16 protein-coding genes are annotated in these 14,801 nt (G+C 72.0%); 9 read left to right on the forward strand and 7 right to left on the reverse strand.

The annotated features are described in order from the left end of the window. Positions 1 to 165 precede the first annotated feature (165 nt). Positions 166 to 1,281 (reverse strand): sensor histidine kinase, encoded by a 1,116-nt coding sequence (locus ACIA8L_RS31075; RefSeq protein ID WP_395910134.1) that lies wholly within the window; start codon positions 1,279 to 1,281, stop codon positions 166 to 168. A 130-nt stretch (positions 1,282 to 1,411) separates the two neighbouring features. After that, complete coding sequence (locus tag ACIA8L_RS31080; RefSeq protein WP_395910135.1) at positions 1,412 to 2,074, reverse strand: response regulator transcription factor; 663 nt, start codon at positions 2,072 to 2,074, stop codon at positions 1,412 to 1,414. Between the two features lie 129 nt (positions 2,075 to 2,203). On the opposite strand from ACIA8L_RS31080, the gene ACIA8L_RS31085 reads away from it, so the two are divergent. The 3 genes from ACIA8L_RS31085 to ACIA8L_RS31095 all read left to right on the forward strand — a co-directional run bounded on the left by ACIA8L_RS31085 (position 2,204) and on the right by ACIA8L_RS31095 (position 5,612). After that, complete coding sequence (locus tag ACIA8L_RS31085; RefSeq protein WP_395910136.1) at positions 2,204 to 3,136, forward strand: ABC transporter ATP-binding protein; 933 nt, start codon at positions 2,204 to 2,206, stop codon at positions 3,134 to 3,136. Positions 3,137 to 4,005: 869 nt separating this feature from the next. Continuing rightward, the gene (locus ACIA8L_RS31090) at positions 4,006 to 4,830 is read left to right on the forward strand and encodes a hypothetical protein (RefSeq protein ID WP_395910137.1); all 825 of its coding nucleotides are present in this window, start codon (positions 4,006 to 4,008) and stop codon (positions 4,828 to 4,830) included. After that, on the forward strand, positions 4,827 to 5,612 hold the full coding sequence (locus ACIA8L_RS31095) for an ABC transporter permease (RefSeq protein WP_395910138.1): 786 nt from the start codon (positions 4,827 to 4,829) through the stop codon (positions 5,610 to 5,612). The genes ACIA8L_RS31090 and ACIA8L_RS31095 overlap by 4 nt, the downstream gene beginning before the upstream one ends. A 40-nt stretch (positions 5,613 to 5,652) precedes the next feature. On the opposite strand, the gene ACIA8L_RS31100 is transcribed toward ACIA8L_RS31095, so the two are convergent. Further along, the gene (locus tag ACIA8L_RS31100; protein ID WP_395910273.1) at positions 5,653 to 6,240 is read right to left on the reverse strand and encodes a GNAT family N-acetyltransferase; all 588 of its coding nucleotides are present in this window, start codon (positions 6,238 to 6,240) and stop codon (positions 5,653 to 5,655) included. Between the two features lie 94 nt (positions 6,241 to 6,334). On the opposite strand from ACIA8L_RS31100, the gene ACIA8L_RS31105 reads away from it, so the two are divergent. Then, complete coding sequence (locus tag ACIA8L_RS31105) at positions 6,335 to 7,630, forward strand: CHAT domain-containing protein (protein WP_395910139.1); 1,296 nt, start codon at positions 6,335 to 6,337, stop codon at positions 7,628 to 7,630. Here the strand turns inward: ACIA8L_RS31105 and ACIA8L_RS31110 are convergent. Together ACIA8L_RS31110 and ACIA8L_RS31115 are read right to left on the reverse strand one after the other, a co-directional pair. Beyond that, positions 7,619 to 8,245 (reverse strand): response regulator, encoded by a 627-nt coding sequence (locus ACIA8L_RS31110; RefSeq protein ID WP_395910140.1) that lies wholly within the window; start codon positions 8,243 to 8,245, stop codon positions 7,619 to 7,621. The genes ACIA8L_RS31105 and ACIA8L_RS31110 overlap by 12 nt on opposite strands. Then, the gene (locus ACIA8L_RS31115) at positions 8,242 to 9,936 is read right to left on the reverse strand and encodes a sensor histidine kinase (protein WP_395910141.1); all 1,695 of its coding nucleotides are present in this window, start codon (positions 9,934 to 9,936) and stop codon (positions 8,242 to 8,244) included. Before ACIA8L_RS31115 ends, ACIA8L_RS31110 begins: the two co-directional genes overlap by 4 nt. 114 nt (positions 9,937 to 10,050) lie before the next feature. Here ACIA8L_RS31115 and ACIA8L_RS31120 point away from each other — a divergent pair, with 114 nt between their 5' ends. Next, complete coding sequence (locus tag ACIA8L_RS31120; RefSeq protein ID WP_395910142.1) at positions 10,051 to 10,482, forward strand: hypothetical protein; 432 nt, start codon at positions 10,051 to 10,053, stop codon at positions 10,480 to 10,482. On the opposite strand, the gene ACIA8L_RS31125 is transcribed toward ACIA8L_RS31120, so the two are convergent. Continuing rightward, positions 10,462 to 11,091, reverse strand: coding sequence for a helix-turn-helix domain-containing protein (locus ACIA8L_RS31125; RefSeq protein WP_395910143.1), 630 nt, complete (start codon positions 11,089 to 11,091; stop codon positions 10,462 to 10,464). The two genes, ACIA8L_RS31120 and ACIA8L_RS31125, sit on opposite strands and share 21 nt — an antisense overlap. 49 nt (positions 11,092 to 11,140) lie before the next feature. Between ACIA8L_RS31125 and ACIA8L_RS31130 the strand changes: the two genes are divergently transcribed. Both ACIA8L_RS31130 and ACIA8L_RS31135 read left to right on the forward strand, forming a co-directional pair. Further along, positions 11,141 to 11,524: a VOC family protein gene (locus ACIA8L_RS31130; protein WP_395910144.1), complete on the forward strand. Its 384-nt coding sequence runs from the start codon at positions 11,141 to 11,143 to the stop codon at positions 11,522 to 11,524. Between the two features lie 72 nt (positions 11,525 to 11,596). After that, complete coding sequence (locus ACIA8L_RS31135; protein WP_395910145.1) at positions 11,597 to 12,064, forward strand: DUF1772 domain-containing protein; 468 nt, start codon at positions 11,597 to 11,599, stop codon at positions 12,062 to 12,064. Between the two features lie 8 nt (positions 12,065 to 12,072). Here the strand turns inward: ACIA8L_RS31135 and ACIA8L_RS31140 are convergent, their stop codons facing one another. Next, entirely contained in the window at positions 12,073 to 12,699 is a 627-nt protein-coding gene (locus ACIA8L_RS31140) for a histidine phosphatase family protein (protein WP_395910146.1), read from the reverse strand. A 154-nt stretch (positions 12,700 to 12,853) separates the two neighbouring features. Here ACIA8L_RS31140 and ACIA8L_RS31145 point away from each other — a divergent pair, with 154 nt between their 5' ends. Beyond that, entirely contained in the window at positions 12,854 to 13,741 is an 888-nt protein-coding gene (locus tag ACIA8L_RS31145; RefSeq protein ID WP_395910147.1) for a cation diffusion facilitator family transporter, read from the forward strand. Continuing rightward, positions 13,738 to 14,733: a hypothetical protein gene (locus ACIA8L_RS31150; RefSeq protein WP_395910148.1), complete on the forward strand. Its 996-nt coding sequence runs from the start codon at positions 13,738 to 13,740 to the stop codon at positions 14,731 to 14,733. Before ACIA8L_RS31145 ends, ACIA8L_RS31150 begins: the two co-directional genes overlap by 4 nt. Positions 14,734 to 14,801 lie beyond the last annotated feature (68 nt).

Here is a 14,801-nt window from a genome sequence, read left to right on the forward strand (position 1 = left end):
GCGCTGGACGTGTGGTGACGGTCGTTGCGTTGTCCTTCGTCCGGCTAGCGTCGATTGGTTAGCTTGTCGAGGTCGTGGCTGTGGGCGGTGTTGGGAAGGCGATGGTGATGTGCGGTTCTCCTTCCGGCGCGGGGCTTGCTGAGAGCCGGGCGTGGTGGGCGTTGGTTAGCTTGTCGAGGTCGTGGCTGTGGGCGGTGTTGGGAAGGTGACGGTGATGTGCAGTCCTCCTTCCGGCGCGGGGCTGGCCGATAGCGGGGCGTGGTGGGCGTTGGCGATGGCGGCGACGATGGCGAGGCCGAGGCCGTGTCCTTCGGTCTGGTCGGTGCGGTCGGTGCCCAGGCGCTGGAACGGCTGGAACAGACGGTCGACCTCGGTCGCCGGGATCACCGTGCCGGTGTTGGCGACCGTGAGGCGACCGGGGTGCTCGGTGACGATCTCGACGACACCGCCGGACACGTTGTGCCGTATGGCGTTCTCGAGCAGATTGCCGACGAGTATGGCGGCCAGGCGCTGATCGCCGGCTGCCGGCGCGGTGCCGAGCTGGGTATGGACCCGGAGGCTGCGGCGTTCGGCTTCGGGGCGTTGATCCATGATGGCCTTGCGGGCCAGGTCGGCCAGGTCGAACTGCTCCCAGCGGTCGATCGGCTGGTAGCCGCCGGCCAGGGTCAGCAGGGCGTCGATCAGGTGCTCCTGCTGCTGACCGAGGTCCAGCAGGTCACGGCACGCCGCCCGGAGCGTGTCGGTGTCGGCTTCCGGATCGGCGAGGGTCAGCTGCAGCAGCGTCCGCTGCACCGTCAGCGGCGTGCGCAGCTCGTGAGAGGCGTTGGCGATGAACTGCCGCTGCGCCGTGAAGGACTCACGCAGCCGCTGCAGCAGACCGTCGAGCGTGTCGGCGAGCTCGGTGAACTCTTGATAGGCGGCCGGGACTCGCAGCCGGCCGTGCAGGTTGTCCGCCGACATGGTGCGCGCGGCCGACGTGATCACGTGCAACGGCCGCAGCGCACGCCCGGCGATCAGCCACCCGAGCACCATCGCCAGGCCGGCGATGAGCACCAGTGCGACGGCTGAATAGCGCAGCACCTCACCGAAGTTGCCCGCGAGCCCGTCGGCGGCCGCCGGTGCGGATGGTTCGCCCGCAGACGGTTTGCGTGTCGTCTGCCCAATGGCGAGCAGTGGAAGGTCGATGAATGCCAGCAGCAACACTCCGCACGCGAAGGCGAGCCCGGCGTGCACGAATGCCAGCCGCGTCCGCAGCCGCGGTCTCGCCGGGGCGCTGTTCACCGCGCACCAGCCCGGTAGCAGCGGGTACGGAGTTTGCGGCCGGTGAAGGCCCGATCGCGGTCGACGGCTGGTCTCACTGTTGTCTTCAGCGGCCAGGACCGGACGCGCGGGTCGGTGCGGTGGAGGCTGTTCACGGCTCCCCGATTCGGTAGCCGCCTTCGCGGATGGTGTGGATGGCCGGCGGTTGGCCCAGTTTGAGGCGCAGCCGGCCGATCGTGGTCTTCACCGTGCTCGTGAACGGGTCGGTGGCGTCGTCCCAGACCCGTTCGAGGAGCTCCTCGGCGGAGACGACGCGGCCGGCGGCGGCCAGCAGGTGCTGGAGGACGGCGAACTCCTTCGGGCTCAGGTCCAGGCGCCGGCCGGCGCGGGTCGCGACGCGGCGGCTGGGGTCCAGCGTCAGGTCGCCGTTGTCCAGCACCGGCGGCAGAGCCGGTGTCGTGCGGCGGGCGAGGGCGCGGATGCGGGCCACCAGCTCGGCGAAGTCGAACGGTTTGGGCAGGTAGTCGTCGGCGCCGAGGCCCAGGCCCTCGACCCGGTCGCGGACGGCGCCGGCCGCGGTGAGCATGAGCACGCGAGTGTCCGAGCCTTCGGCCACCATCCGGCGGCACACCTCGTCGCCGTGTATTCCGGGCAGATCACGGTCCAGGACGACCACGTCGTAGCGGTTGACGGCCAGCTGCTCCAGCGCCGCGCGGCCGTCGAACGCGGCGTCCACGGCCATCGCCTCGCGCCGGAGTCCGGCCGTGATCAGCGAGCTCAGCTTCCGGTGATCCTCAACCACGAGCACTCTCATCGTCACGGCTCCTCTCCCGGTCGGGGTGCCGACGGCGGCTTTGCGTCCACCATGCCAGGCGCCAGGTGACAGCCAGGTGTCAATCGTTGACACCTGGCTGTCACCTAGCTCGGCGTACAAACAATGGCCATGAGCGATGCCACGATCGAGGTCGCCGGACTGCGGAAGCGGTACGGCTCCACCACCGCCCTGGACGGGATGACGTTCACGGCCGGGCCGGGGCGGGTGACCGGGTTCGTCGGGCCGAACGGTGCCGGCAAGTCCACCACCATGCGCATCATCCTCGGGCTGCACGCCGCGGACGCGGGGCGGGCCCTGGTCGGGGGTCGGCCGTACCGGTCGCTGCGCTGCCCGCTGCGATACCTGGGCACGCTACTGGACGCCGCAGCACTGCATCCGGCCCGGACCGGTCGCAACCATCTGCTGTGGCTGGCACGGTCGCAGGGCCTGGGGCGCCGCCGCGTCGACGAGGTCCTCGAGCAGGTCGGCCTGGCGGCGGCGAGCCGACGGCCCGCCGGGGGCTACTCGCTGGGGATGCAGCAACGGCTCGGTCTCGCGGCCGCGCTGGTGGCCGATCCGCCGGCCATCATGTTGGACGAGCCGTTCAACGGCATGGACCCCGAGGGCATCGTGTGGCTGCGTGGCTTCCTGCGGGCCCTCGCCGGGCAGCAGCGGGCGGTGCTGGTCTCCAGTCACCTGATGGGCGAGCTGCAGGGCATGGCCGATCACGTGGTCGTGATCGGGCGGGGCCGGGTCATCGCCGACAGCAGCGTCGCCGATCTGATCGCGGCCGCCTCCGGGAACGGGGTGCGGGTGCGCACCAGCGCGTCGCGAGCCGCCGCGGCGGCGCTCCTCGCCACCGGCGCCCAGGTGACCGAGGCGGGCGCGGACCTCCTGGTCGTGCAGGGGCTCGCCGCCGAGCGGGTCGTTGCGCTACTCGCCGCCGCCGGATTGCCGTTCTCCGAGTTGGCGCCGCATCGGGCCACGCTGGAGGAGGCGTATTTCGAGCTGACACGCGACGCCGTCGAATACCGCGCCACGGCGACCGGAGCATCGTCGTGACGCGGCCGGGCGGATTGACCGGACAGCGAGAGACCGGACGGAGCGGGGCCGGGCGGAGCGGGGCCGGACAGAGAGAGACCGGAGGGAGCGGGGCCGGACAGAGAGAGACCGGAGGGAGCGGGGCCGGAGGGAGCGGGGCCGGACGGAGCGGGGCCGGACGGAGCGGGGCCGGAGGGAGTGGAACCGGACGGAGTGGGGGTCGGCAAAGTGGGGCGGGAGGTGGGTCCTCGGTGGTGCGGCTGTTGCAGGCGGAGTGGACGAAGTTCTGGTCGGTGGCCGGGTGGGCTCGCGGGAGCGTCGTCGCGGGTTTGTTGATTCTGCTGTTTCCGGTCACTGGGCTCGGGGGTGGGCCGCCGGATCATCAGCGGCCGGTGCCGATCGGGCCTGATGGTGGGGCGGTGAGCGCCGGGTACTACTTCGTGCACCGTCCACTGGTCGGGGACGGGCAGATCACTGTTGCGGTTTCGGGGCTGAGTTCCGAGCGGGCGGGGGACGGGGCGGCGGCATCGCCTTGGGCCAAGGCCGGGCTGATCATCACCGCTGGGGCGGAGGCGGGGGCGCGGTATGCGGCGGTCATGGTGACGGGCGGGCATGGGGTGCGGATGCAGTACGACTACGTGCACGACGTTGGTGGGGCGGCTGCGGCTGGGCCTGAGCCGGCTGTGCGGTGGTTGCGGCTCACGCGATCCGGGGATGCGGTCACCGGCGAAGGGTCGGTGGACGGTTTGCGGTGGAGCGGGCTTGGGACAGTACACCTGCCAGGGTTGTCAAACACGGTGGAAGCTGGACTGTTCGTGGCTTGTCCGGCCCGTGCGGAGGGGCTTGGGTCGGCGCCCGATGCGGCGACCGCGACGTTCAGTGGTCCGCGGTTGACGGGGGCCTGGCCGGCGGGGGAGTGGGCCGGGGAGCAGCGCGGGGCGGAGACCGCCACGTTCGCCGGGTATCCGCGAGGGGCGTCCGGCGGGTATGTGCCGGAAGGAGATGGGTTCGTGGTGACCGGGTCCGGTGATCTTGCTCCGGCCACCCGCGGGGATCTTGCTGTGGCGGCTACTCCCGGCGATCTGCTGTTCGGGACGTTTCCAGCATTGATCGTCGTTGTTGTCATCGCCACGTTGATGATGACGACCGAGTATCGCTATCGGCTGATTCGCGGGACCTTCAGCGCGCATCCGGGGCGGGGGTGGGTGCTGCTGGCCAAGGCGGCTGTCGTCGGGGGCGTGACGTTTGTGATCACCCTGATCGCGGCTGTTGCTGCGATGCCGTTGTGGCTGCGGCTGGTTCGGGGGCTCGGGGTGTACATGTTTCCGGCGACCCCTGCGGATCTGGTGCGGGCTGAGGTGGGTACCGCTGCGGTGCTCGCGGTCACCGCTGTGCTCGCGCTCGCCGTCGGGGCCATCCTGCGGCGCAGCGCTACGGCGGTCACCGTCGTCGTGGTCGTCACCGTGCTGCCGCACCTGCTGGCGCGGTTTCCGTTCCTGCCGGCGTCGGCCGCGCGGTGGGTGACCGAGGTGACGCCCGCTGCCGGTCTGGCCGTGCAGCAGACGTTGATTCGGTATCCGCAGGTCGACACCGTGTACACGCCGGCCAACGGGTACTTCCCGCTGTCGCCCGGGGCCGGGTTCGCGGTGCTGTGTGCCTACACGGTGGTGGCGCTCGCGTTGGCGGCGGTTCTGCTGCGGCGGAGGGACGTGTGAGTACCGTGCTGCGTGCCGTGCGGGCGGAGTGGACGAAGGCGACGAGTACGCCCGGGCCGGTCTGGCTGCTTGTCGTCACCGTGGCGGTTACCGTCGGGCTCGGCGCCGTCCTCGCCGGTGTGACCAAGTGCGGGGCGGCCGGGTGTGGCGTTGACGTTGCCCGGGTGGTCTTCAGCGGGGTGTACCTGGGGCAGGCGCCGGTGGCGGTGCTGGCTGTGCTGGTGGTCAGTGGGGAGTTCAGTACCTCGTTGATCCGTACGACGCTGGCTGCGATGCCGCGGCGGTCGGTTGTGCTGGTGGCCAAGGCGGTCGTGCTGGGTGTTGCGGTGGCCGCGGTCGCGGGGGTGGCGGTGCTCGGCTCGGTGCTGGTGGCCTCGATCGTGCTGCCCGGGAACGGGTTCACTGGCGAGCACGGGTATGTCGGTGGTTCGGTGGGCGGCTCCGGCATGGTGCGGGCGGCGGTCGGGACCGTCGGGTATCTGGTGCTGGTCGCGCTGCTGAGTTTGGGCGTGGCCGCGGTCGTTCGGGATTCCGGGGGTGCGATTGGGGCTGTGCTCGGGCTGCTGTATCTGCCGCCGTTGCTGGCGCAGATGGTGACCAACGAGCGGCTGCATCGGCTGCTTGAGCAGGGTGCACCGATGAGCGCGGGGCTCGCCGTGCAGGCCACTACGGATCTGGGGCAGTTGCCGATCGGGCCTTGGGCCGGGCTCGGGGTGCTCGCTGTCTGGGCGGGAGGGGCGCTGGTCGCTGGTGGACTTGCGCTTCGGGCCCGTGACACCTGACGTCGCCGTGCTCCGGGGCTCGGCTGGGTGGGCGGCGAGGTCAGGAGAGGTAGAGAATCATGTCGATCAGGGTGCCGTCGTTGGTTGCCTCGGTGAAGCCGTGTTTGGTGTAGAAGCGGCGGGCTCGGTGATTGGTTGCGTCTACGCCGCCGAAGAGGACTACGCAGTCTCGGTTCAAGAGTTTCGCGGCGGACCAGGAAGGGGGGAGGAGGGCGGCGGCCAGGCCTCTCGACTGCCAGGCGTCGGCTACGCAGGGGCCCCATCGCACTGTTCGGGCTGGGTCCAGGAGGATGCCGGCGGCTGCGTATCTGGTGATCTCCCAGCCGTCCGGGAGCGAGAAGCTCAGGTCGATGACGCCGGCCAGGACTGTGGGGGTGGTGGGGGCGTGGGCTACCAGGCGGAGTTTGTCGTAGCGGGCTATCGAGTCGATCCAGTCTCTGGCCGCTTCGGACGGGTCGGTGTCGCCGTGCCAGTAGCGGCGGCTGGGTTCGGAGAGGGTGGACAGGAACGTTTGCAGCGGGGCGGCGTCGGACCGGTGCAGGGGGCGGACCGTGAAAGGTTGGCCGTCCGCGGTCACCTGCATCGTCAACGGGGTTGGGTCGTTGGCCAGGGCTACCAGTTGTGGCATCACGGGAGACAGATTGCCGTAGATGCTGTCCGTCAGGTACTCAGGTGGAGGGGGCAGCAATCAAACCGGCTCGGCAGTGGAGGTTGGGACGGCCGTGATCGAAGTGTCCGTCACGCCCGGGGAGATCGTGGCCGGGCGACCGTCGCGGCTGGTGCTGCGGTTCTTCAACAGTGGTCGTGGGGGGTGCTTCAACGTCGAGTTCAAGTTGCGGCTGCCGCCCGGGGTGGTGCTCATGGGCGGCGAAGGGCGGGTGGACATCCCGGTGCTCACGGCCGGGCGGGAGCACACCCACGCCATCTCCGTGTTGGCGCCGCGGGCCGGGCCGTTCGAGCTGACCAGCGCCACCTTCACCTACCGGGATGAGTTCGACGAGCAGCGGCGCGTCAACGACTTCAGCTTCGGGATGGTGGCGACGGACGCGCCGCCGCCGGTGCAGGTCCGGCAACCGTCCGGGCGGCTGCGGGTCGAGTGCGAGGACACCTCGCTGCCCCGCGGGGACTGGGAGATGCTGCGGGTCCTGGTCTCCAACGGCACCGGCGCCGGGCTCTCCGACGTGATCGTCGCGGTCGAGGGGCCGTTCGACACCGACGGGAAGCGCTCCCGGATCGCAGCGCTCGGTGACGGTACCACCGCGCGCTGTTCTTTTCGGGTCAACGCCGGCGCGGCGGGACAGCATGTGCCGGTCACCGTGCGCACGACCTATGCGTTTCGGGACGCCGGCGGGGAACTGCGGACCCGGACGCAGGAAGACAGTGTCAGCGTCGCCGTGCGCGAGGCCGAGCGGCATGGCCCGCCGGCAAGCGCGGAGCAGGTCGTGCTGTATCTGGCGGCCAGTCCGCGGGACATGCCGGCGCTGCGGTCCGACCTGGAGATGCGCAAAGTGCAGGAGAAGCTGGCCCGGAGCCGGCAGCGGGAGCGGTACCGGATCGAGTGGTGCCCGGCGGCGCGGTTCGAGGACATCAGCCAGGCGCTCATGGACTTCGAACCGCACGTGGTGCACTTCTCCGGGCACGGTGACGCCGACGGCAACCTGTGCGTCGAGGACGAGACCGGGCATCGGGACCTGGTCACGCCGGACGGGCTCGCGGACCTGTTCGGGCAGCATCGGGCCACGCTGCGGTGCGTGGTCGTGAACGCGTGCCACTCGATGCAGCTGGCCGAGACGATGGCCCAGCGGATCGAGCACACGGTCGGCATGCGCAACCAGATCGCCGACGAGGTGGCGATCCAGTTCAGCGTCGGGTTCTACGAGGGGCTGTTCGCCGGCTGGCCGGTTCCGAAGGCGTTCGACCGCGGGTGTGCGCACATCCGCTCCCGCCCCGGGACCGGCGAGCAGCACGTGATCCCGCTGTTGTTCCCACGCGAACAGGCGCCCGGGTCAGTGGCTTAGCCCGGCGGCCCGGGCCAGGGCAACCGCCTCCTCACGGGTCGCGACGCCGAGCTTGCCCAGCATGTCGGAGACCCGGTTGCGGATCGTCTTCGGAGCCAGGAACAGGCGCGCGGCCACCTGGGACGTCGGCAGGCCCTGGACCAGCAGCTCCAGGATCTCCAAGTCGCGGGAGTCCAGTGCGGCCAGCGCGGCCGGGGGTGGTGCGGCCGCCGCGGCGGCGATGACGGCGGCCTGCGTGCCGCGGCCCAGGACGAGGGTGCCGCGGGCGGCGGAGTGGATGGCGGCCAGGACGTCCTCGGGGTCGGAGTCCTTCAGGAGGTACCCGTCCAGGCCCGAACCGAGGCTGCGGATCACCGACTGGTCGTCGGCGTGCATCGTGAACACCAGCACCCGCAGGGCCGGCCAGCGCGCCTTGAGCTCGGCGCCCAGCGTGATGCCGTCGCCGTCGGGCAGCTGCAGGTCGAGCAGCGCGAGGTCGGGCGGTGTGGTCACCGCGCGGGCATCGGCGGCGCAGCGGACCGCGGCCGCCAGCTTCAGGGTGTCGTCGGACTCGACCAGGGCCGACAGGCCGGCCAGGACGATCGGGTGGTCGTCGACGACCAGGACCGCGGTCATGCCGGTGCACCTCCCGTGGGCAGGTCCAGGCTCAGGGCAGTACCGATGCCGCCGCTGCTGGTGATTGTGAAACGGCCGCCGAGCTGCTCCGCCCGGCGGCGCAGGGACGACAAACCCACGCCGGGAATGATCGGGCCGCCGGTGCCGTCGTCGTGGACCTCGACCCGGACCCGGCCGCCGGCGGTGGTGTGGACGGCCACGGTGACCTCGGCGGCGTGGGCGTGGCGCAGAGCGTTGGTCAGACCCTCGGCGACCGTCCGGTAGACGGCCACCGTGATCGGCGGCGCCAGCGGCTCGGCCAAGCGGTTGTCCAGCGTCACGGCGGGGCCCTGGCCGTTGAAGGTACCCACCAGCCGAGTCAACGCCGTGGACAGGTCGGCGTCGTCCAGCACCGACGGGGTCAGGCCGGAGACCAGGCGGCGCAGGTCGCCCCGGCAGTCAGCGAGCTCGGCGGCGAGCGCCTCCAGCAGCGGGGTCGGATGCCGGCGGACCTCGGCCCGCACGCGCATGCTCATGCCCACCAGCATGGGGCCCAGGCCGTCGTGCAGGTCGCCGAGGATGCGGGCGCGTTCGGCGTCGCGCTGGCGGGCCACGTCACGGCGGGCATGGTCGGCTTCAACGGCCAGGCTGACCGCCTTGGCCACCAGCGCGACCGTCGGGAGCAGCTGGCGTACGACGCGCTCCTGCCACGGCTCGGGGCCCTCGGGGTGGCGGGGCTCCAGGAACACGGTGCCGACGCGGTCACCGGCGACGATCAGCGGGTACAGCCGCCAATGCGGTGGCGGCTCGGGGCTGTCGGGGCCGAGGACGAGGTCGACCTGGCGGTGCCCACTGGCCGCGGCGATCATGGCGGCGGCCTTGCCGAGCAGGGCGCGGACGTCGGCCTCGGCGTGCAGGTCGGCGGTGATCTGCTCGACGTCGGCGGGGGTGAGCGTGCCGCGGCCGTAGCGGCGGGCGAGGAAGCGCCCGCGCAGCCACAGCGCGGCCGGCAGCACGAGGGCGGCCGCGACCACCGCGGCGAACGCGCCCGACACGTCCGGGCCGGGCACGCCGGCGCGCTGGCCGACGGCCCGGACCGCGGTGCCGACGACGGCGCCGGCCAGCAGCGTGACGACCACGACGGCGGCGTCGATGACCGGCTCATCGACCGGGCGCAGTTCACGGACGGTGGCGAGGCGGAACACGAGGCCGGCCATGCCCGCCACACCGAGCGCCGCCACGGTGGCCGCCGCGCGGGAGCCGCCGCCGTTCTGCGCCAGCAGTACCGCCGCCACGAGCGCCGCCGCCCACCCGATCAGCCAGATCAGGCGGCGTCGCGACATGCGGTCGGCGGCGATGTCCACGCCCCACGCGACGACCGCGAACGCGGCCACGATCAGGCCGACGCCGAGCCAGGTCCAGCCGCGCTCGACCCGGTCCCAGCGACCCGGGTCGTCCAGCGTGAGCACGGCACCGACGACGACGGCGGCCGGGATGGCCGCGAGGGCCGCGCACGCCCAGCCGAGCCGGGACCGCCGGTCGCGGTCGAGAAGGAGCGCGGCGACGATCCCGAACACGGGCCAGCCGAATCCGTACACGGCCCCGGTCGGCACCGGGTCGTAGTTGAAGCCGAGCAGCGCCGGGGTCGCGCCCGCCGCGGTGGCGAGGGCCGCCGGCACGACTCCGCGGGACGTTGTGGCGGCGTCGGTCACGGCTTCATAGTGCTACAGGGACGCGGGCCGGCCCAGCACGCCGGGACGCCGCGGGACAACGCGGGACACGGCGGGCCTTCAGCCCGGGACGCCGACGCCTGGAAGGTGACTGCCATGACTCGCAGCCTCGCATACGTCTTCGCGGCATTCGTCCTGTCCACCGTCGCCAACATCGCGTTTCAGGTCGCCGACATCGTCTTCACCGACCGCGACCCGCACCGGTCAGAGGGCCCCCTGGAAAGCCTGCCGAGTATCGCGGTAGTCGGGGTGGCCGCCCTCGCCGTCGCTCTCGCCGCCGGGTTCGTGCTGATCCGCGATCCGGGGCGGGCCCGGGTCGGCGCCATCGTGTTCGGCGCGCTGTCGCTCGTGACACTGCCGCTGTTCTGGTCCGGCGCGCCGGCCACGTTCGGGGCGACGGCGGTCTGGCTGGCCGGCCGCCCGCAGTCCGGGGCGCCGCGCGCGTTCGGCGTCATCGGCCTGGTCGTGGCGATCCTGGTGGTCGTCGCGGTCTTCGCCGGTGGCGTGTCACAGTTCGTGACGCAGTAGCGCCGCGGTGACCTGCTCCGTGGCCCAGCGTTGCCACTGCGCCGGGGTCCAGCCGCGGTCCGCGGTCAGCAACAGGTACACCTCGATGCTCAGCAACGCGTAGGCCGCATCGGTGGCCGTCTCCACCGTCAGGCCGGGCCGCAGGCCGCCGCGCTCGGCGAGCAGGCCGGCCAGGTATCGCATCGCCGTCGCCCGCTGGTCGCGGTTGGCCGCCCACTGCGCGGCCATGTCGGGGTCGGCGGCGGCCGCATCGCGCACGACGCTCATGATCGGGCCGACCCGGCCGAGGATCTCCCGGCTGTTGCGCACCCACGCCGCCACGATCCGGGCCGGGTCGCGCTCCTGCCGCAGTCGCCGCCACCAAGGGCGTCCCATCAGGGGTACCGGCTCGTCGTCGCCGACCGCCGCCATGTCCACGGCCTCCTTCAGCACGGTGCGTTTGTTGCCGAAGTGGAAGTACACCGTCTGCACCGCCACGCCGGCCCGCTCCGCGATCTGCTCGAGGGTGGTGGCGCCGTAGCCGTTGGCGATGAACAGGTCGGCGGCCGCGGTGACGACGTTGCGACGCGTGGCCCGCGACCGCGTCGACCGCTTGACATCGTCGCTCACGAATTGGAGTCTAACTCTAGAGTCGGACTACAAAACTTGAGGGGTTGCGATGCCTGCACTGGCCGGTTTCCACCACGCGAAGGTCCCGGTCTCCGACGTCGAGCGGAGCCGGGACTGGTATCAGCGGGTGCTCGGTTTCGAAGTCGAGATCCAGTTCATCGAGGAGGGGGTACTGATGGGAGTCGGACTCGCGCACCCCGCCGGCGGCCCGGGCCTCGCGCTGCGCCACGATCCCGCCCGGGCCCAGGCGCTCTCGGGCTTCGACCTCGCCGCGATCACCGTCCCCACCCGCGCGGAGGTCACCGAGTGGCGGACCCACCTGGACATGCTGGGCGAGCCGCACGGCGGGATCGTCACCGGCCACAAGGGCGGCTCGGTCCTGGTCGGCCTGCGTGATCCGGACGGGATCGAGATCCGGCTGTACGCCGATTGACGGGTGGCGTTCCGATTCTAGCGATGCTAGGCTTCCTAGCAACGCTAGAAACCTGGGGGAATCGTGACTGTCGTGCTCGACGTTCTGGCCATCATCGCGGCGCTGACGACGGCCGTCATCTTCGGCACCGACACACTCGGCGCACTCGTCATGCGCCCGGCCTACGCGGCGCTCGACGACGCCACCATGACCCGCGTCGTCGGCCTGGCCCACCACTACGGCAACGCCCGCATGCCCGTGCCCGGCATCCTCAGCGTGATCACCGCCGCCGCGGCCACCCTCACCGCGCTGCTCACCGGCCACCCGGCCGCCGGCGCCGCCGCGGGCATCGGCCTGCTCCTGCTGCTGGTCTGGCTGCTGCTGTTCAACCGGGTCTCGCTCCCGATCAACAAGACCTTCATCGCGGCGGCCGAGGCCGGCCAGGTCCCGCCGGGCGCCCGCGGGCTCCAGGAGCGGTGGGACTCGATCATCAACCTCCGCGCCGCCCTCCAGGGAGCCGCGCTGCTGTGCTTCTGCCTCACCCTCGTCCTGGCCGCCTGACCCCCGGGCTACACCCCGGCGTGGTTGAACCTGGTCAGCGTCCATCGCGGCGGCGGCCACGCCGTCGGCGCCCCATCGGTCCGCCATTCGGTGACCGAGCCGGGCGCGACGGCGAGGTCGAACGAGCGGTACAGCGGCAGGAGCCCGAGCGCGTGGAACGACATCTCCACGGTCTCGGAGTGCCCGATGATGACGGCGGTCGCGCCCTCGTGCCGCTCGGCGATGTCGAGGACGGCCCGGCTGCCCCGCACGACCAGCTCGGCCCAGGTCTCGCCGTCGCGCTCGAACGGCCGGAACACCCCGCCGCCGGCGACCCCGTGTGCTCGCAGCTCCGCATGCGTGAGCCCGTCGGCGTAGTCCGGCACGTGCCACGTGCACAGGCGGCAGTCCGGCTCGGACCGCACGCCCAGCGCGGCCGCGATCGCGGCCGCGGTCTCGGTCGCGCGGCGCAGGGTGGAGGAGTAGACCGCCGCGGGCGGGGTCAGGTCCAGCTCCGAGGCGAGCCGCCGGGCGACGGCGCGGGCCTGCTCGCGCCCGCGCTCGGTGAGCCCCCGGCAGGCCCGTGGCCCGCCGACGAAGCCCTCGACGCTGTGCACGGACTCGCCGTGCCGGACGAACAACAGTCGGGTCGGCATCGTCCGATCATGCCCTGGCGCACGGGTGTCGCCGGTGCGCCGGGGTGGGGTCGATCTGCCACACTGGTGATCGACTTCGGGCCTGACCAGGGTCTGGGCGGCGGGAATGTGGAGGTTGGTGGCCGTGGCGGCGGAAGGTGGGAGTACCCGGGCGGTGGTGACCGCACTGGCGGCGAACCTGGGGATCGCGGTCAGCAAAGGGGTTGGCGCGCTCATCACCGGGTCGTCGTCGATGCTGGCCGAGGCCGTGCACTCGCTGGCCGACACCACGAATCAGGCGCTGCTGCTCGTCGGCGGGCGGCGGGCGCGGCGGGCCGCGGACGAGCAGCACCCGTTCGGGTACGCGCGGGAGCGGTACATCTACGCCTTCATCGTCTCGATCGTCCTGTTCACGCTCGGCGGGCTGTTCGCGCTCTACGAGGGGTACCACAAGATCCTGCACCCCGAGGACATCGAGTCGCCGCTGGTCGCCGTGGTCATTCTGGTCATCGCGATCGGGCTGGAGGGGTACGCGCTGTACACGGCGGCCAAGTCGGCCAACGAGACGCGCGGGAACCGCAGCTGGTGGCAGTTCATCCGGCACGCGAAGGCGCCCGAGCTGCCGACGATCCTGCTCGAGGACGCCGGCGCGGTCACCGGGCTCGTCGTCGCGCTGCTCGGCGTGGGGCTGAGCGTCGTGACCGGCAACGCGGTGTTCGACGGGATCGGCACGCTCGTCATCGGGCTGCTGCTGGTGGCGATCGCGTGCATCCTGGCCATGGAGACGAAGAGCCTCCTGGTGGGCGAGGCCGCCTCGAAGGGCAACGTCGGCCGGATCCGCGAGGCGCTGCTGGCCGAGCCGCTGTTCGACCGGGTCGTGCACCTGCGGACCATGCACCTCGGACCCGATGAGCTGCTGGTGGCGGTCAAGGTCACCGTGGCCGCGGGCACGGTCGCCGAGGACATCAGCGCGGCCACGAACAACGCCGAGGCCCGCGTCCGCGCCGCCGTACCCATCGCCACGCTGATCTTCGTCGAGCCCGACATCTATCGGCCGCAGTGAGCGTCAGCGAGGGGTGGTCGGCCCAGTTCGCGCCGTACCCGCGGGTCGTGCGCCGCGCCGCCGACAACAGCATCGTCAAGACCCGGCGGCCCGGTGACACGGCCGGGCGGGAGCGGGCGGCCCTGGCGTTTCTCGGGGCGATCGGGTCGGATGCCGGGCCGCGGCTGCTCGGGCACGGCGACGACTTCGTGGTCATGGAGGACCTCGGCCGGGGCCCGGCCCTGGAGGACCTCCTCGTCGGCGACGATCCGGCGGCCGCCACCGCCGGGTTCGTCGCGTTCGCCGCGGCCGTCGGGCGCATGCACGCGGCGACGCGGGGGCGGGCGGACGAGTTCTACGCCGAGCTGGAGCCGGTCGACCGGCGGCTCGACCGGATCACCCTGGCCGGCCACACGCTGCCCGAGTGGTGGTCGGCGGTGCGAGACCTGAACCTGGACCCGCCGGCCGACGCCCTCGAGGAGCTCCTCGCCTGGATGGCCGAGCCCGGGCCGGTGATGCTGGTGCTGTCCAGCGGTGACATCGCCCCGCAGAACTGCCGCATGGGTCAGGAGGGTGACGGCCGGGTGCGGCTGCTCGACTTCGAGGGGGCCAAGTTTCAGCACGCCCTCCTCGACGCCGCGCACCTGCGGCTGCCGTTCTACGGGCCGCCGTGCTGGGGCCGGATTCCGGCTGCGGTCGGCGCCGCCGTCGAGTCCGCCTATCGGCGCGCGGCCGGGATCGCCGACGGCGGGACCTATGTGGACGGCCTGGCCGCGGCCACCGCCGCCTGGGCCGTCGTCCGGCTCGCGCGGCTGCCGAAGCTCCTCGCCGCCGACGCGCCGCACCCGATGGGCTTCTCCCGGCGCGGCCAGCTCCTCGACACCCTCCAGGTCGCCGTCGACGCGGGGCCGCGCGAACTGATCGGTTCGTGGCTCGCCGACGTGATCGCGACGCTGCGTGCGAAGTGGCCCCACCTCCCGGCGGCCCAGGCGCTGTACCCGGCGTTTCGCTAAATACCAACAATCCAGAACACCACTTCGCCGTACAAAAGCGGCAATCTTTCGCTTCGGTCAGCAGAAGT

Source organism: Dactylosporangium sp. NPDC051541 (genome assembly GCF_044454505.1).
Classification (GTDB): domain Bacteria; phylum Actinomycetota; class Actinomycetes; order Mycobacteriales; family Micromonosporaceae; genus Dactylosporangium.

What these genes read in the sequence shown, in the direction of transcription:
- ACIA8L_RS31120 (WP_395910142.1), top strand. Translation starts at nt 10,051, where the DNA reads ATGACTCGCAGCCTCGCATACGTCTTCGCGGCATTCGTCCTGTCCACC.
- ACIA8L_RS31140 (WP_395910146.1), bottom strand. Translation starts at nt 12,699, where the DNA reads ATGCCGACCCGACTGTTGTTCGTCCGGCACGGCGAGTCCGTGCACAGC.
- ACIA8L_RS31085 (WP_395910136.1), top strand. Translation starts at nt 2,204, where the DNA reads ATGAGCGATGCCACGATCGAGGTCGCCGGACTGCGGAAGCGGTACGGC.
- ACIA8L_RS31110 (WP_395910140.1), bottom strand. Translation starts at nt 8,245, where the DNA reads ATGACCGCGGTCCTGGTCGTCGACGACCACCCGATCGTCCTGGCCGGC.
- ACIA8L_RS31100 (WP_395910273.1), bottom strand. Translation starts at nt 6,240, where the DNA reads ATGCCACAACTGGTAGCCCTGGCCAACGACCCAACCCCGTTGACGATG.
- ACIA8L_RS31080 (WP_395910135.1), bottom strand. Translation starts at nt 2,074, where the DNA reads ATGAGAGTGCTCGTGGTTGAGGATCACCGGAAGCTGAGCTCGCTGATC.
- ACIA8L_RS31130 (WP_395910144.1), top strand. Translation starts at nt 11,141, where the DNA reads ATGCCTGCACTGGCCGGTTTCCACCACGCGAAGGTCCCGGTCTCCGAC.